Origin of the sequence: Polynucleobacter sp. MG-28-Ekke-A2, assembly GCF_035012985.1 — a bacterium.
Classification (GTDB): domain Bacteria; phylum Pseudomonadota; class Gammaproteobacteria; order Burkholderiales; family Burkholderiaceae; genus Polynucleobacter.
The window spans coordinates 14,734-29,582 of sequence record NZ_JAYGQU010000012.1 but is presented as its reverse complement, the minus strand read 5'-3'; the positions used below and the strand labels follow the sequence as shown (position 1 = coordinate 29,582).

Below are 14,849 nucleotides of genomic sequence, written 5' to 3'. Positions count from 1 at the left end.
TAATTAAATGAGTGCGGCGAGAGCGCCGCACTAAAAAACAAATAATAAAAGGAAAAACAAAAACTCAGTTTTTGTTTTTATAGTACGCAGCAATCTCGCCAACAACGCCACGACGGAATGCTAAAACACAAACGACAAAAATGAAGCCGGTTGCAATTGTGCTCCATGAGCCAATGTTGGCAAGGTAGTTTTGCAAACCAACCACAATTCCTGCGCCAACCACTGGGCCCAGAATGGTTCCCATACCACCAAGCAAGGTCATCAACACAACCTCGCCAGACATATGCCAATGAACATCGGTCAGTGTTGCCAACTGGAATACCAAAGATTTCATGGAACCAGCCAAGCCAGATAATGCGGCCGAGATCACAAAGGACATCAACTTAAAACGATCAACGTCATAGCCCAGGGAAATAGCGCGGGGCTCATTCACACGAATTGCCTTAAGAACCTGGCCAAACGGAGAGCGCACTGCGCGCATGATGACGGCAAAACCAAATAAGAAAACCGCCAAAACAAAGTAATACATCGCGACGTCATCCTTTAGGTCAATCAAGCCAAATAACATGCCGCGGGGGACACCCTGTATTCCATCTTCGCCACCCGTAAATGGAAGCTGAACAGCTAAAAAGTAAACCATTTGCGAAAGAGCCAAAGTCACCATCGCAAAGTAAATGCCTTGTCTGCGAATGGCCAACGATCCAATTAAGAATCCCAAAACACCAGAGCCAACAACGCCCAACACAATTCCTAACTCAGGGGAGAGGCCCGCTTCTTTGCAGAAGTAGGCGGTAATGTAAGCAGCAGTTCCAAAAAATGCTGCATGACCAAAAGATAGAAGCCCGGTAAAACCCAAAAGCAAATTGAATGCGCATGCAAAAAGGGCGAAGCACAACACCTTCATTGCAAACACGAGATAAATAAAATCTTGGAAGGGCAATAACAGGGCAATTAAAACCAAGACGCCGTAAAGCAATTTTGTTTTTGGATTCATGCTTATTTCTCCCGCCCAAACAGTCCAGCAGGACGAATCAAAAGAACAATTGCCATGATCACAAAAATCACAACGCCGGAGGCCTCTGGATAAAAGACCTTAGTCAGACCCTCAACCAGACCCAAGCCCAAACCAGTAAGGATGGCACCCATAATCGAGCCCATGCCACCAATCACCACCACCGCAAACACAACAATGATGAGGTTGGAACCCATCAACGGGTTCACCTGGAAAATGGGGGCTGCTAATACACCAGCAAAACCTGCTAGACCAACGCCATAGGCGTAGGCCAAAGAAATCATCAGCGGGACATTGATACCAAAGGCTTGTAGTAATTTAGGGTTTTCGGTTCCAGCGCGCAAATAGGCACCCAACTTTGTTCTCTCAATCACATACCAGGTTGAGAAACATACCGTCATAGAAATGACCACAACCCAGATGCGATACTTCGGCAAGATGATGCCAAGAGACTCAAGGGGGATTGCCCCCTGCAGTATCTCTGGGGCTGGATAGCTCTCTCCAGAGATGCCGTACCAATGACGGAACATGCCCTCAATAATGAGAGCCAAACCAAAAGTCAACAACAAACCATATAGGTGGTCAAGGTGGTACAGGCGGCGCAACATCGTGCGCTCCAAAATTAAGCCAAATCCCGCCAAAACCAATGGCACAACAATAAGAGCAAACCAATAATTAATAGATAGGTCAGGAAAGCCAAGCCATTGGCTAATCTGGGTTAAACCAATCCAGGCAATAAAAGCGCCCATAGTGTACTGAGCGCCATGTGCAAAATTAATGATGTTGAGAAGGCCAAAAATAATGGCCAATCCCAAACTCAATATGGCGTAGAACGAGCCATTAATAAGCCCCACCAAGAGCTGGGCTACCAGCCCTTGAGGGGTAATTCCGAGAAGTTCAAACATTCTTGATTTCTAAATTTCTTACTTATTAACTAACTTGCACTTCGATTGCGAAAGCGGCAAAGTAGCTTCTGCAGCAGGAATGGTTGCACGAACATAGTAGTAATCCCATGGGCTCTTAGAGTCAGCCGGCTTCTTCACTTCTAACAAATACATGTCATGCTCAAACTTACCATCGGCACGAATCTTGCCTTTGAAAAGACCATCATCGATGTTTGTAGACTTTAATGCCTTCATCACAGCTTGAGTGTCATCGGTACCTGCTTTTTGTACTGCATTTAAATAAGCAAGAACAGATGAGTAAACGCCAGCCTGAACCATTGTTGGCATACGCTTATGCTGCAAGATGAAGCGCTTTGAAAATGCGCGGGTCTTGTCATCCTTGTCCCAATAGAATCCTTCTGTAAGGTACATGCCTTGTGCGGCAGGTAGGCCCAAAGAATGCACGTCTGAGATAAACATCAATAAAGGAACAACGGTTTGTTTTTTGTTGATACCAAACTCGGAGGCTTGCTTAACGGTGTTGATAGTATCTTGACCAGCATTTGCCAAAGCAACTACATCTGCACCACTAGCTTGCGCCTTTAAAAGGTATGAAGAGAAATCGCTATTAGGGAAAGGGTGTTTGCTAGTGCCCAAAACTTTACCGCCATTAGCAGTCACAACAGCTGTCGCATCCTTCTCAAGAGCGGCACCGAAAGCATAGTCGGCAGTAATAAAGTACCAATTCTTTTTACCCTGTTTTACAACTGCTTTACCTGTGCCGTTTGACAGCGCATAGGTGTCATAAGCCCAATGCACATTGTTTGGCGTGCATTTTTCATTGGTAATGGTTAAAGAGCCTGCGCCAGAAACCAAAGTAATCTTGTTCTTTTGCTCTGCGACTTCCATAACAGCCAAGGCAACGTTGGTGGAAACTAATTCAACAATTACATCAACGCCGTCTTTGTCATACCATTCACGCGCTTTGTTGGCGGCAATGTCAGCTTTGTTCTGGTGGTCAGCGCTTACGAGCTCAATCTTCTTTCCAATAACGGTGCCGTCTTTTGAGAAATCAGCAATCGCCATTTTTGCCGCAATCACTGCGCCCGGGCCCGCCAAGTCGGAATAGACTCCGGAAAGGTCAGTTAAGACGCCAATCTTTACAACATCGCCACTTACTTTTGATCCGCTTTGTGCAAACACTGGGTTTGTACCAAACATAGTCGCCGCAACCAGACACGCGGTTATTTGCTTTAACTTCATTACCGTCTCCTATAGAAATCCACTAAACACCAAGATACTCATTTAATAAGGTTGCTTTTTCGGCAAGCTCGCTTTGTTGCACTACCTCAACCACATTTCCATGCTCAACAACATAATGACGATCAGCCAAGGGTGCAGCAAAACGAAAGTTTTGCTCAACCAACACAATCGTGAAACCTTTGTTGCGCAAACTGGTAACAACTTCACCAAGCTTTTGCACAATCACGGGCGCCAACCCCTCAGTAATCTCATCCAATAACAATAGCTTTGCGCCGGTTCTCAGAATTCGCGCCATCGCTAGCATTTGCTGCTCACCACCAGATAGGCGGGTGCCAGGGCTATTTCTTCTTTCATAGAGATTTGGAAACATTTCATAAATCTCATCCAAACCCATGCCGCCAGGAGCAATCTCCGGTAATAGCAAAAGGTTTTCCTCTGTACTCAAACTAGCAAAAATGCCTCTTTCTTCTGGGCAAAAACCAACCCCCAGACGAGCAATCTTATAAGTGGGCATGAAGATAGTTTCCGCCCCATACACCTCTACAGAACCAGCTCTTTTGCTAGTTAATCCTAGGATGGTCTTCAGAATGGTGCTTCGACCAGCGCCATTTCGTCCAAGTAAAGTAACCACCTCACCATCACGCACAGCAAAATTCACGCCATGCAAAATATGGGATTCGCCATACCAAGACTCTAAATTTTTAACCTCTAGCGCCATGGTGCTCATGAGTTATCTCCCCCGTGGCTACCCATATAAGCCTCAACAACCAGTGGGTTGTTTGAAACCTCATGATAAGAACCCTCAGCCAGCACGGAGCCACGCTGTAAAACGGTAATACGATCTGCAATTGAAGAAACCACCTTCATATTGTGTTCAACCATCAGAATAGTACGGCCCTTGGCCACTCGATCAATCAACTCTGTTACACGCTCAACATCTTCGTGGCCCATTCCCTGGGTGGGCTCATCCAAAAGCATTAACTCTGGCTCCATAGCTAAAGTTGTTGCAATTTCAAGCGCCCTTTTACGGCCATAAGCTAGGTTGAGAGTTTCCTCGTTGGCAAAATCTTCTAAGCCAACCTCATGAAGCAGCTCTAGTGCGCGCTCGTTAAGCACATTCAAGGAATTTCCAGACTTCCAGAAGTGAAACTCGGTACCCAATTCTCGCTGCAGTGCAACACGAACATTTTCAATAACCGTTAAATGTGGAAAAACTGCAGAAATCTGAAAAGAGCGAATAATGCCCCGTCTCGCAATTTGTGCGGGGGCCTCTTTAGTAATGTCAAAACCGTTGAATAAGATTTGTCCGCTGCTGGGCTCTAAAAATTTAGTCAGCAAATTGAAGCAAGTTGTTTTACCGGCTCCATTGGGCCCAATTAAAGCGTGAATAGTTCCCCGAGCGACATCTAGGTTCACATCGGTGACCGCGGAAAATCCCTTGAAGGATTTCCCCAGTCCAATTGTTTTTAATATTGTTTCTTGCAATGTCATACCCTCTACCCCCTACTTGGGAGCAAGAATACGAGAATACCCGAAGATGGCTTGGGTTTATATAGCAATAACCCTAAACAATTAAAGTGGCAACGCTAAAAAAATTTTAGGAAAGTTTTTGAAATTCCTGAATTGCTGAACGGGCCAATTCGTCTAAGACGTCAACCGGAACCCTTTGGGCGCCCTGCACAATCATTAACGCATATGGTTTGGCGAGGGCCGAAGCTTCGGGGCAGAGCCGCAACTCATCACCCCCTGATGGGGACTGGCTGCGCCAGTAATTGATGGCAGCCTCTAATTCTTGGATTGTTACAAACAACATTAAATTGTTTTTACTTATCTTTGGTTGCAAGCATAGTGCCACGGCATTTTTTTGCACCACAACGGCACTCGTAATCTTTTTTCATTTGCTTGGTAATTTTGCCCCCAATATCAAGTGAGTAGTCATAAAACAACTCTTCACCAACCTTAAGGGCGCGCTTTGCATAAATAAACACGCGGGGCTCACCATCAAAACTATCTTCCCGAGTTTCGCAAATTGGCTTACATGAATGATTGATCCAGCGCGCAGCATTCCCGCCATATTTCGCATCAATCACACGGCCATCTTCTAAGGAAAAGTAAAAGGTGTGATTGGGGTCTTTGGGGTCATGTGGGTGGCGCTTCTCAGCAAGCTTCCAACTAATGCGCCCGCCTTTATATTCAATGATTGCTTGACCCTTTTTAATGGGCTTAGCAACAAAGACCCCTTTTCCATGAATCGGCGAAGACTTCACAACAATAGAGGATCGGTCCACCTTGGGTGGTTTTAATTTTTTGGATGTCATAAATTAAACGTCTAAGTTGCGGGCAATGAGGGCATTTTTTTCAATAAATGCACGACGAGGCTCCACCTCATCCCCCATGAGTGTAGTAAAGACTTGGTCTGCAGCAATTGCATCTTCAATCTTTACCTGCAAAAGTGTCCTGGAGCTTGCATCCATCGTGGTTTCCCATAGCTGCGAAGGGTTCATCTCACCAAGACCCTTATAGCGTTGACGACTCAATACGCGCTCCGCCTCAGACAACAACCAGGCAAAGGCTGCTCTAAAGTCGCCAATAGTTTGCTCTTTTTGGTTTTTGTCTGGGTCGCCACGACGAACCTTGGAGCCCGCCACAACTTTACCTGATAAAACAGCTGCGGCATTTGCAAGGCTTTGGTAATCATCACCATGAACAAAGTCAGAGTTAATGGAGGAGAGCTTTAGGTTTCCATGAATACGGCGCGACAACAACAAGCGGAAGCGCTCAGTACGATCTTCTTTTTGAACAATAATTTCTGGTGGCAAAGCCAAAGGATTCAAAGAGTCCGCAAGCGCCTGCCTTAAACGATCGGCTGATTCATTTGCTGATTTTTCTGTATCCAGATTTAATGTTGTTCCTGAAGCAATTGCTCGCAGAGCATCTTCATCAATAGTGCGAGACAAGCGGTCAACAATCGACTGAATCACTTGATAGTGTTTTGCCAACTCATTGAGCGCATCACCCTCAATAATCTCACCTGATGGTGTTTGTAGGGATGCTGTTTCAAGTGCAATTTTTAATAACAACTGATTTAGCTCATTGTCGTCTTTAATGTACTGCTCATTCTTACCAAACTTTACTTTGTAAAGGGGTGGTTGAGCAATATAGATATGACCACGCTCGATCAACTCAGGCATCTGTCTATAAAAGAAGGTTAATAGCAGGGTGCGAATATGGCTGCCGTCAACGTCCGCGTCGGTCATGATGATGATGCGGTGATAGCGCAATTTGTCTGCTTTATATTCTTCGATCCCGATGCCGGTGCCCAGAACGGTAATTAAAGTAACCACCTCTTGGCTAGCAAGCATTTTGTCAAAACGAGCTTTTTCAACGTTAAGGATTTTTCCTTTTAAAGGAAGAATTGCTTGGAAGCGACGATCACGCCCCTGTTTCGCAGAGCCCCCCGCAGAGTCTCCCTCAACAATAAAGAGTTCAGACTTCGTTGGGTCTTTTTCTTGGCAGTCGGCTAACTTGCCGGGCAAACCAAGTCCATCCAACACACCTTTACGCCTGGTCATATCACGCGCTTTGCGTGCCGCCTCTCTAGCGCGGGCAGCGTCAACAATCTTGCCGCACAGAATCTTGGCATCCGCTGGGCGCTCTTGCAGATATGCACTTAAGGCCTCAGCAACAATCTCCTCAACAGGCCCACGGACCTCGCTGGAAACTAATTTATCTTTTGTTTGGCTAGAGAATTTTGGCTCTGGAACTTTCACCGACAAAACACAGGCTAAACCCTCACGCATATCGTCGCCAGAAATTTCTACTTTTGCTTTCTTAGCAACTTCATGCTCATCAATGTATTTGTTAATGACGCGTGTCATTGCGGCACGCAAACCGGTCAAGTGTGTTCCACCATCCCGTTGTGGAATGTTATTAGTAAAGCAAAGTACTTGCTCACTAAAGCTGTCATTCCACTGCATAGATACTTCAGCGGTAATTTGACCACCTAAGTCTGAAGGGCGATTACCCTCAGCATAAAAAATATTAGGGTGCAGTACGTTTTTAGTTTGGTTGATGTACTCCACAAAGCCTTTTACACCACCAGAGAAAGCAAAATCTTCTTCTTGACCGGTACGTTGGTCAATAAGTTTGATGTGAACACCATTATTTAAAAACGAGAGTTCACGAATACGTTTAACCAAGATTTCATAATGAAACTCAACATTTCCAAAAATTGTCTCGTCGGCCAAAAAGTGAACTTCAGTTCCCGATAACTCAGTGTCGCCAGTAACGGTAATTGGAGAAACTAAAACACCATTCTCATCAACAACATTGCGATTTTGAATAACGCCGCGTGCAAATTCCATGTAGTGAGCTTTACCATCACGACGAATGGTTAACTTTAACCATTTGGATAGCGCATTTACACAACTAACACCCACACCATGAAGGCCGCCAGAAACTTTATAACTATTTTGATCGAACTTACCACCAGCATGGAGCTCAGTCATGACAATTTCAGCAGCACTACGTTTCGGCTCATGCTTATCGTCATATTTAATCCCTGTTGGGACACCACGACCATTATCGACAATAGAAATAGAGTTATCAGTTTGGATAACTACTGTGATTTCAGAACAATAGCCAGCCAAAGCTTCGTCAATGGAGTTATCCAAAACCTCAAATACAAGGTGGTGCAAACCCGTGCCATCGGATGTGTCTCCGATATACATCCCAGGACGTTTACGAACAGCCTCAAGACCCTCTAGGATTTGAATCGATGCAGCGCCGTACTGCTCTACTACTTTTTTTTCTTCAGTCATTTTTTTCTAAGTTAAATACGCATTGGCATCACAACATACTTAAAACTCTCTGAGCCAGGCAGAGTAATTACAGCACTGCTGTTTGCATCACCTAAGCTAATTTGAATCTTTTCGCTCTTTAGGTTTGATAAAACATCCAACAAGTAGCTAACGTTAAATCCAATTTCTACTGCATCACCAGCATAGTCAGTCTCAATCTCTTCTTGAGCTTCTTCCTGCTCAGCATTGGTTGATTGAATGGTGATGCGGTTTGGGGAAAGAGAGAAACGGACACCCTTAAATTTGTCTGTTGTCAAGATAGCGGCACGCTGGAGTGCTGATTGAAGGGCATCACGACCAACTACGAGTGAGTTTTTATGACCCTTTGGAATGACCCTTTGGAAATCTGGAAACTTACCTTCAACTAATTTCGAAATTAATTCAATATCACCAAATGCAAACTTCACTTGATTAGCTGTCAAGCTAATTTCTAAAGATTCATCAGAATCCTCAAGTAAATGTTGGCACTCCAAAATTGTTTTGCGGGGAATAATAATTTCTTGTTTTTGACCAGAGCCCGATGGGGCCTCTGCCAGTTCAACTTGAGAGTAAGCAAGGCGGTGGCCATCTGTTGCCACCGCAACCACCTCTTTACCTTCAACCACCAACAACATCCCGTTTAAGTAGTAGCGAATATCTTGTTGAGCCATTGAAAAATGTACTTGGCTAATGAGTTGACGGAAACTCTTTTGTGACATCTTCCAAGCAGCGGTTACTTCACCCACACTTTGCATTACTGGAAATTCAGTTGCAGAAAGTGTTTGCAAAGAGAAGCGGCTTTTGCCGCTTTGAACAACCATTTTGTTATCTTTAAGATTTAAGGATACCGGGCCCTCTGGTAATGCACGCAATATATCTAGAAGTTTTCTAGCGGCAACGGTTGTTGTTACATCCTCTGTACCAACACCAAAATTAGCGTTCGTTGTAATTTGAATTTCAATATCAGTGGAGATGAATGAAACTTTTTCCCCAACTTTTTTAAATAAGAGGTTTGCCAAAATTGGCAGCGTATGTCTACGTTCAACAATTCCACTAACAACCTGAAGTGGTTTTAGTAGGCTATCGCGAGAAGTGTTAACGAGTTGCATTGCTTTTAAATCCTTGTATATATCTTAGTAGTAATAGTAATAAGGGTTCGAAATTCCGTGGATAAGTCAAAAACCCCTTACAAAACAACACATTGGAGACTAAAAAACCTGTGGAAAACTCTTGTATAAACGCTGCATAAAAAGGGGATAACTTTTTATCAACACCCTATTTTTGCATGAAGCTGAATCTTTCCACAATTTATCCACATCTAATCCCCAAACTTATCCCTAGGGTTGTCCATAACCTTATCCACAAGTAAAAAACTACGCTTTTAAAGTTTGCTCAATAACGTGAATTTCATGGTTTAGCTGCCCATCGTGTGCTCGTTCCCCTGCAATTTTACGAACGGCGTGAAGGACTGTTGTGTGGTCCCTACCGCCAAATAATTCACCAATCTCCGGCAGGCTTTTTTGTGTCAACTCTTTGGCCATAAACATTGCAATTTGACGGGGTCGAGCAATGTTGGCTGGGCGCCTCTTGGAATACATGTCTGCGACCTTGATACTATAGAAATCAGCAACCGCCTTCTGAATGTTCTCGACAGAAATTTGCCGGTTTTGAATAGAAAGCAGGTCTTTTAGGGCTGTTCTGGCAACCTCAATCGTTACTTCACGACCGTGGAACCGAACAAACGCTAAAATCTTTCTCAAAGCCCCCTCTAACTCGCGAACGTTTGAGCGTAGGTGTTTTGCCACAAAGAATGCAACATCCTCACTCATGGGGATGCCCTCGCTAATAGCTTTTTTCATCAAAATAGCCACACGCATTTCTAATTCTGGTGGCTCAATTGCAACCGTTAGCCCAGAATCAAAACGGGAAATAAGGCGATCATCGATACCCGCCATTTCCTTGGGGTAGGTGTCACTAGTAATAATAACTTGAGCCTTATTGCTTAATAAAGCCTCAAAAGCATAGAAAAACTCTTCCTGAGTCCTGGACTTACCGCTAAAGAATTGAATGTCGTCAATTAGCAAGAGGTCTAAGGAGTGGTAGTAGCGCTTAAAGCGGTCAAACGCTTTTTGCTGATAGGCACGAACCACATCAGAAACATACTGCTCAGCGTGGATATAACGAATTCGGGCGTTAGGCTTTTCTTTTAAGAGGTGGTTACCAATCGCATGAATTAAATGGGTCTTACCCAGACCTACCCCACCATATAAGAACATGGGGTTGTAAGAGGTTCCAGGGTTATGCGCCACCTGAATCGATGCCGCCCTGGCAAGTTGATTGGCTTTGCCAGTAACAAATGTTTCAAAAGTGAGGTTTGGGTTGAGCTTTGAGTGGTCCTCAATCTCAAAAGCGCTCTCCTCTACCGATATGTTTGGTGCCGGGACCTCTATAGAAACATTTTTTTCTATAGGCTCTTCCGTTGTTATGGAGGGCGCGGTATTGGTTGTGCCACCCTCTACAGAAAGCGTAAAACCGACATTAATGGGGCGCCCAAAATACTGGTAGGCTAACTCTTGGAATCGGTCTGCAAAGGTCTTTTTGGTCCAGTCCAACTTAAATCGATTGGGGGCTCCAATTGTTAGTGAGTCATCACTTTCAATAAAAGACAATAAAGTAAGGGGTTGAATCCATGTTTTAAACTGTTGGGGCGACAGTTCGCGGGATAAAATGCCTATAGCATCATCCCAGAACCCCAGTGGGCTAATTGAATTCAAGGCGGGAGGATTGTGTAAGTTGCTCATATTTTTGGAGGATCCATTGTAGCGATGCTCCAAAGTTATCCACAAGCAACAAAAACGTGGAAAAGCTGTGGATAACTTGTGAATAATAGAAAAATCTCTATTTAAATTAATGATTTGAGAGAAATTTCACAAAAAATAGAGAAAAACACCTACATATTCATCAAGATCGATTGACCTTTTGCTCTGCAACAAGGAAAATACTTGGTTTTCCAGGGATCGAACATGAAAAGAACTTACCAACCCTCAGTAACTCGTCGCAAGCGTACACACGGTTTCCGTATTCGTATGAAAACCAAAAGTGGACGCGCAGTTTTAAATGCTCGTCGTGCAAAAGGCCGCAAGCGTTTGGCTGTGTAATTTAGCCATTGAATAGCGCAAGGATTTCTGAACTACTAAAAACACGCCCCAAGACAAGTTTGTATTGGGGTATGTATGTTGCATCCACTCAAGAGGGCGTTAAACCTGACTTGGGGGTTGCAGTAGCAAAGAAGCTAGCCAAAAGAGCGGTTGATCGAAACCGCCTAAAGCGGATGATTCGCGAATTGGTTTGGACGGCTCAAGCCAGCAAGCTAAACAAAGATATTGTGGTTAAGCTCAAAAAACCAATTGGTCGCGAAACTCGAGGCAGACTCAGAAATAAAGAAAAAGAAATTTTGCGCTCTCAAATTTCGGGGCTGCTTTAGGTGCGAGCTTTAAATAATGTGGCAATTAAGTTGGTAAAAATATATCAACTAGCTTTAAGTCCTTATTTAGGTATGCACTGTAAGTATGTGCCGAGCTGTTCGCAATATGCATGTGACTGCTTTGGTCACTACGGATTTATTAAAAGCTTTGGTCTTACGGTGTGGCGTATTTTGCGCTGCAACCCTTTGTCACACGGCGGTTATGATCCTGCTGTAAAAGATACAAAACACCAACTTAAGTGAATATAAATGGACTTTAAAAAAACAATTCTTTGGGCAGTATTCTCGATGTCGGGTCTCATGCTCTACAACAATTGGCAGGTTCATGAGGGCAAACCATCCTTGTTTGGTGGAACTCCAGCTGTTGTTGCTTCATCAAACGATAAGGCGACACCACCCAAGGTTGATACCCCGGCGGCAATAGCAGGCACACCCATTACCCAGGCGCCTAACTCCAAAGCAATAACAGGCGAGAATGCTGAAAAATTTGTTTTGTCTAACGACCTTCTTTCATTGGAGATAAGCTCTGCGGGCGCAAACGTCGTTGGTGCGAAATTATTAAAAGAACTAACCGCAGATCAAAAACCAGTAGAAATTTTCCAACATACACCTACCCACACCTATGTAGCTCGCTCAGGTTTGGTAGCTGTTGGTAATGCAGATTTGCCCAACCACACCAGCACATTTAAGCTTGACCGCTCAGGTAAAGACGAGTCTGGTAGACCGTTTTTGGTTCTTTCCGCCGAGCGTAACGGTGTGAAACTAGAAAAAACATTTCTCCTGAATCCTCAAAGTTACGATGTTTATGTTGGGCATCGGGTTACACAGGTGGCAGCAAATGGAGCTCCACTGAGTTTGTATACAGAGATTGTGCGAGACGGCTCCCATGAGCAAAAAATTGGACCTTTTGGAGGTGCTTTTTCTGCAAGCACTTTTACTGGGCCAGCAATTTATACCGATGGGGATAAGTTTAAAAAGGTCCCATTTACAGATATAGAGAAAAATAAATTTACTGCACCCGCACAGATATCGGCCGGACAGCCTGGCTGGGTTGCTATGGTTCAACACTACTTCGCTAGTGCATGGATTCCAGATGACAAATTGCCGCGAGATATTTACTCAGGAAAAATCGATAGTGATTTGTACCGAGTCGGAATGCAGACACAATTAGGCGCAATTCCAGCTGGAACCACATTAATCGCTAATGCGCAGTTATTTGTTGGTCCACAAGAAGAGCGCATGTTGGAAACCATAGCACCTGGACTGGAGCTGCTTAAAGACTATGGCTATCTAACTATTCTGGCCAAACCTATTTTTTGGTTGCTGGAGCACATTCACAATATTGCTGGTAACTGGGGCTGGTCTATTATTTTATTAACCATTTTGATCAAACTGGTTTTCTTCCCCTTGTCTGCTGCAAGTTACAAGTCTATGGCTCGCATGAAGGAAGTTCAGCCACGCTTGGCGGCTATGAAGGAGCAGTACAAGGGCGAACCACAAAAACTCAATCAAGCCATGATGGAGATGTATCGCAAGGAAAAGATTAACCCGGTGGGTGGATGTTTACCAGTTGTGATTCAGATCCCCGTGTTTATTTCTTTGTATTGGGTGCTGCTGTCATCAGTTGAGATGCGCGGTGCACCATGGGTTTTGTGGATTCACGACCTCTCAGTGCCTGATCCGTACTACATTCTGCCAGTCGTCATGGCTGTCTCGATGTTTGTGCAAACGAAGTTGAACCCAACGCCTCCAGACCCAATTCAGGCGAAGGTGATGATGTACATGCCGATCGTCTTTTCAATCATGTTCTTCTTTTTTCCTGCCGGTTTGGTGTTGTATTGGGTCACCAACAATATCCTGTCGATTACTCAACAATGGCAGATTAATCGGATTTTTGGAAAAAAGCCCGCTAAGTAGTTTGAGCGCAGCATAACTCGCTTGTAATAAATAAACAGCAATGATGACAAGAAAATTGCCCATCATTGCTGTTGCAACCGCGCCCGGCAAGGCGGGCGTCGGAGTTATTCGCATTAGTGGGAAAAATTTAAGCGCGATGACGAGCGCCCTGTTTCAAAAAAATCTTTCCCCAAGACAAGCAAACTTATTAACACTCTGTGATGAGAATGGCCAAGCCATTGATCAGCTCATTGCAATTTATTTTGTTGGACCAGCCTCTTTTACGGGTGAAGATGTTTTAGAGCTTCAGTGTCATGGTGGACCACAACTTCTTGAGCTAGTGATGAAGCGCTGTCTTGAGTTGGGCAAAGACGAGGGGCTTGTCATTGCGGAGCCTGGCGAATTTACCCTGCGCGCCTATCTCAACAACAAGATTGATTTAACCCAGGCTGAGGCTATTGCAGATTTAATAGACGCGCAAAGCGAGGCAGCTGTTCGCGGTGCAGCGCGTTCTTTGCAGGGTGCTTTTTCTGATGACATTAACAATCTCATTGAAGAAATTACTCAACTCAGAATTTTGGTTGAGTCAACTTTAGATTTCCCAGAAGAAGAAATTGAGTTTCTAGAAAACGCTCAGGCACGCCAGCGCTTAACCGCCGTTAAAGAAAAGTTACAGGCTTTACGTGCTGGCGCTAAGCAGGGAAAAATTTTGCGTGACGGCATTCAGCTAGTGTTGGCTGGAGCGCCCAATGTGGGGAAAAGCTCTTTGCTTAATCGCTTGGCCGGTGAAGAGGTGGCCATTGTTACTCCTATTGCTGGGACAACCCGAGACCGGGTTAAAGAAAGCATCACCATTGACGGCGTGCCCATGCACATTATTGATACAGCTGGTCTGCGCGAAACAACTGATGTTGTGGAGGCAAAGGGCATTGAAAGATCCTGGGATGCCATTCGTTTGGCAGACGTAGTGATTTTTTTGACTGATGCTCAGTCGGCCCCCCAACAGGACGACCTAAAAACCCAGATTTTGAGGGAATTACCACCTAAATGCGCTGTGCTTGAGCTTGTGAATAAGGCTGATTTGCTCCAAGAATCATCAAAAACTGCATCCAGTGAAACTTTGCTGATTTCCGCCAAAACTGGAGAGGGAATTGAGGGGCTAAAACAGAAGATTTTGGAGCTTGTGGGCTGGGCTGGACCCCAGGAGGGTGCTATTTTGGCTCGTAGAAGACATTTGGACTGCATAGAGCGTGCGGCCGAACATATTGAAAAATCGGAAGAATTCGCGGCAAATGGCAACAATACGCTGGAATTATTTGCAGAAGAGCTCTCTTTGGCCCAAAGACGCTTGGGTGAAATTACCGGAAAACTACTTCCAGACGACCTTTTGGGGAAAATCTTCAGCCAGTTCTGCATTGGTAAGTAAAGGGTTTGTGCTGTGTCTGGCCCACACAGCAAATGTGACCGAAATG

General features: G+C 44.6%; 15 protein-coding genes. 5 read left to right on the top strand and 10 right to left on the bottom strand.

Translation table 11 applies throughout. The features are described 5' to 3' along the window. Positions 1-64 precede the first annotated feature (64 nt). The 10 genes from VC188_RS08355 to dnaA all read right to left on the bottom strand — a co-directional run bounded on the left by VC188_RS08355 (position 65) and on the right by dnaA (position 10,798). Positions 65-994, bottom strand: coding sequence for a branched-chain amino acid ABC transporter permease (locus VC188_RS08355; RefSeq protein WP_323483639.1), 930 nt, complete (start codon positions 992-994; stop codon positions 65-67). Between the two features lie 2 nt (positions 995-996). Then, positions 997-1,917, bottom strand: a complete 921-nt coding sequence (locus tag VC188_RS08350; RefSeq protein ID WP_215321249.1) for a branched-chain amino acid ABC transporter permease — start codon at positions 1,915-1,917, stop codon at positions 997-999. A gap of 18 nt (positions 1,918-1,935) precedes the next feature. Next, positions 1,936-3,159: an ABC transporter substrate-binding protein gene (locus VC188_RS08345; protein ID WP_323483638.1), complete on the bottom strand. Its 1,224-nt coding sequence runs from the start codon at positions 3,157-3,159 to the stop codon at positions 1,936-1,938. Between the two features lie 22 nt (positions 3,160-3,181). Beyond that, complete coding sequence (locus tag VC188_RS08340; RefSeq protein ID WP_215321247.1) at positions 3,182-3,886, bottom strand: ABC transporter ATP-binding protein; 705 nt, start codon at positions 3,884-3,886, stop codon at positions 3,182-3,184. Further along, the gene (locus tag VC188_RS08335) at positions 3,883-4,650 is read right to left on the bottom strand and encodes an ABC transporter ATP-binding protein (protein ID WP_215321246.1); all 768 of its coding nucleotides are present in this window, start codon (positions 4,648-4,650) and stop codon (positions 3,883-3,885) included. Before VC188_RS08335 ends, VC188_RS08340 begins: the two co-directional genes overlap by 4 nt. A gap of 106 nt (positions 4,651-4,756) precedes the next feature. Beyond that, the gene (locus VC188_RS08330; RefSeq protein WP_323483637.1) at positions 4,757-4,972 is read right to left on the bottom strand and encodes a DUF3717 domain-containing protein; all 216 of its coding nucleotides are present in this window, start codon (positions 4,970-4,972) and stop codon (positions 4,757-4,759) included. Between the two features lie 10 nt (positions 4,973-4,982). Then, entirely contained in the window at positions 4,983-5,477 is a 495-nt protein-coding gene (locus VC188_RS08325) for an SET domain-containing protein (protein ID WP_323483636.1), read from the bottom strand. A gap of 3 nt (positions 5,478-5,480) precedes the next feature. After that, positions 5,481-7,979: a DNA topoisomerase (ATP-hydrolyzing) subunit B gene (gene gyrB, locus VC188_RS08320; protein WP_323483635.1), complete on the bottom strand. Its 2,499-nt coding sequence runs from the start codon at positions 7,977-7,979 to the stop codon at positions 5,481-5,483. Between the two features lie 11 nt (positions 7,980-7,990). Further along, positions 7,991-9,106 carry a DNA polymerase III subunit beta gene (dnaN, locus tag VC188_RS08315; RefSeq protein WP_216154274.1) on the bottom strand — a complete coding sequence of 372 codons (1,116 nt, stop codon included), beginning with the start codon at positions 9,104-9,106 and terminating at the stop codon, positions 7,991-7,993. 264 nt (positions 9,107-9,370) lie between these two features. After that, positions 9,371-10,798: a chromosomal replication initiator protein DnaA gene (gene dnaA, locus VC188_RS08310; protein WP_323483634.1), complete on the bottom strand. Its 1,428-nt coding sequence runs from the start codon at positions 10,796-10,798 to the stop codon at positions 9,371-9,373. A gap of 222 nt (positions 10,799-11,020) precedes the next feature. On the opposite strand from dnaA, the gene rpmH reads away from it, so the two are divergent. From rpmH to mnmE, 5 genes are all read left to right on the top strand, one after another. Continuing rightward, positions 11,021-11,155: a 50S ribosomal protein L34 gene (gene rpmH, locus VC188_RS08305; protein ID WP_011903922.1), complete on the top strand. Its 135-nt coding sequence runs from the start codon at positions 11,021-11,023 to the stop codon at positions 11,153-11,155. 71 nt (positions 11,156-11,226) lie between these two features. Then, entirely contained in the window at positions 11,227-11,481 is a 255-nt protein-coding gene (gene rnpA, locus VC188_RS08300; protein WP_255533260.1) for a ribonuclease P protein component, read from the top strand. Continuing rightward, entirely contained in the window at positions 11,482-11,724 is a 243-nt protein-coding gene (yidD, locus tag VC188_RS08295) for a membrane protein insertion efficiency factor YidD (RefSeq protein ID WP_215321241.1), read from the top strand. 6 nt (positions 11,725-11,730) lie between these two features. After that, on the top strand, positions 11,731-13,398 hold the full coding sequence (gene yidC, locus VC188_RS08290; RefSeq protein ID WP_323483633.1) for a membrane protein insertase YidC: 1,668 nt from the start codon (positions 11,731-11,733) through the stop codon (positions 13,396-13,398). Positions 13,399-13,441: 43 nt separating this feature from the next. Further along, a complete protein-coding gene (gene mnmE / locus VC188_RS08285; protein ID WP_323483653.1) occupies positions 13,442-14,803 on the top strand; it encodes a tRNA uridine-5-carboxymethylaminomethyl(34) synthesis GTPase MnmE in 1,362 nt (453 codons plus the stop codon). The last annotated feature ends 46 nt before the right edge of the window (positions 14,804-14,849 follow it).

Coding starts and splice junctions, on each gene's coding strand:
- gyrB (WP_323483635.1), bottom strand. CDS start 7,979: ATGACTGAAGAAAAAAAAGTAGTAGAGCAGTACGGCGCTGCATCGATT.
- VC188_RS08335 (WP_215321246.1), bottom strand. CDS start 4,650: ATGACATTGCAAGAAACAATATTAAAAACAATTGGACTGGGGAAATCC.
- yidC (WP_323483633.1), top strand. CDS start 11,731: ATGGACTTTAAAAAAACAATTCTTTGGGCAGTATTCTCGATGTCGGGT.
- rnpA (WP_255533260.1), top strand. CDS start 11,227: ATGTATGTTGCATCCACTCAAGAGGGCGTTAAACCTGACTTGGGGGTT.
- VC188_RS08350 (WP_215321249.1), bottom strand. CDS start 1,917: ATGTTTGAACTTCTCGGAATTACCCCTCAAGGGCTGGTAGCCCAGCTC.
- dnaA (WP_323483634.1), bottom strand. CDS start 10,798: ATGAGCAACTTACACAATCCTCCCGCCTTGAATTCAATTAGCCCACTG.
- VC188_RS08340 (WP_215321247.1), bottom strand. CDS start 3,886: ATGAGCACCATGGCGCTAGAGGTTAAAAATTTAGAGTCTTGGTATGGC.
- dnaN (WP_216154274.1), bottom strand. CDS start 9,106: ATGCAACTCGTTAACACTTCTCGCGATAGCCTACTAAAACCACTTCAG.
- rpmH (WP_011903922.1), top strand. CDS start 11,021: ATGAAAAGAACTTACCAACCCTCAGTAACTCGTCGCAAGCGTACACAC.
- mnmE (WP_323483653.1), top strand. CDS start 13,442: ATGACAAGAAAATTGCCCATCATTGCTGTTGCAACCGCGCCCGGCAAG.
- VC188_RS08355 (WP_323483639.1), bottom strand. CDS start 994: ATGAATCCAAAAACAAAATTGCTTTACGGCGTCTTGGTTTTAATTGCC.
- VC188_RS08345 (WP_323483638.1), bottom strand. CDS start 3,159: ATGAAGTTAAAGCAAATAACCGCGTGTCTGGTTGCGGCGACTATGTTT.
- VC188_RS08325 (WP_323483636.1), bottom strand. CDS start 5,477: ATGACATCCAAAAAATTAAAACCACCCAAGGTGGACCGATCCTCTATT.
- VC188_RS08330 (WP_323483637.1), bottom strand. CDS start 4,972: ATGTTGTTTGTAACAATCCAAGAATTAGAGGCTGCCATCAATTACTGG.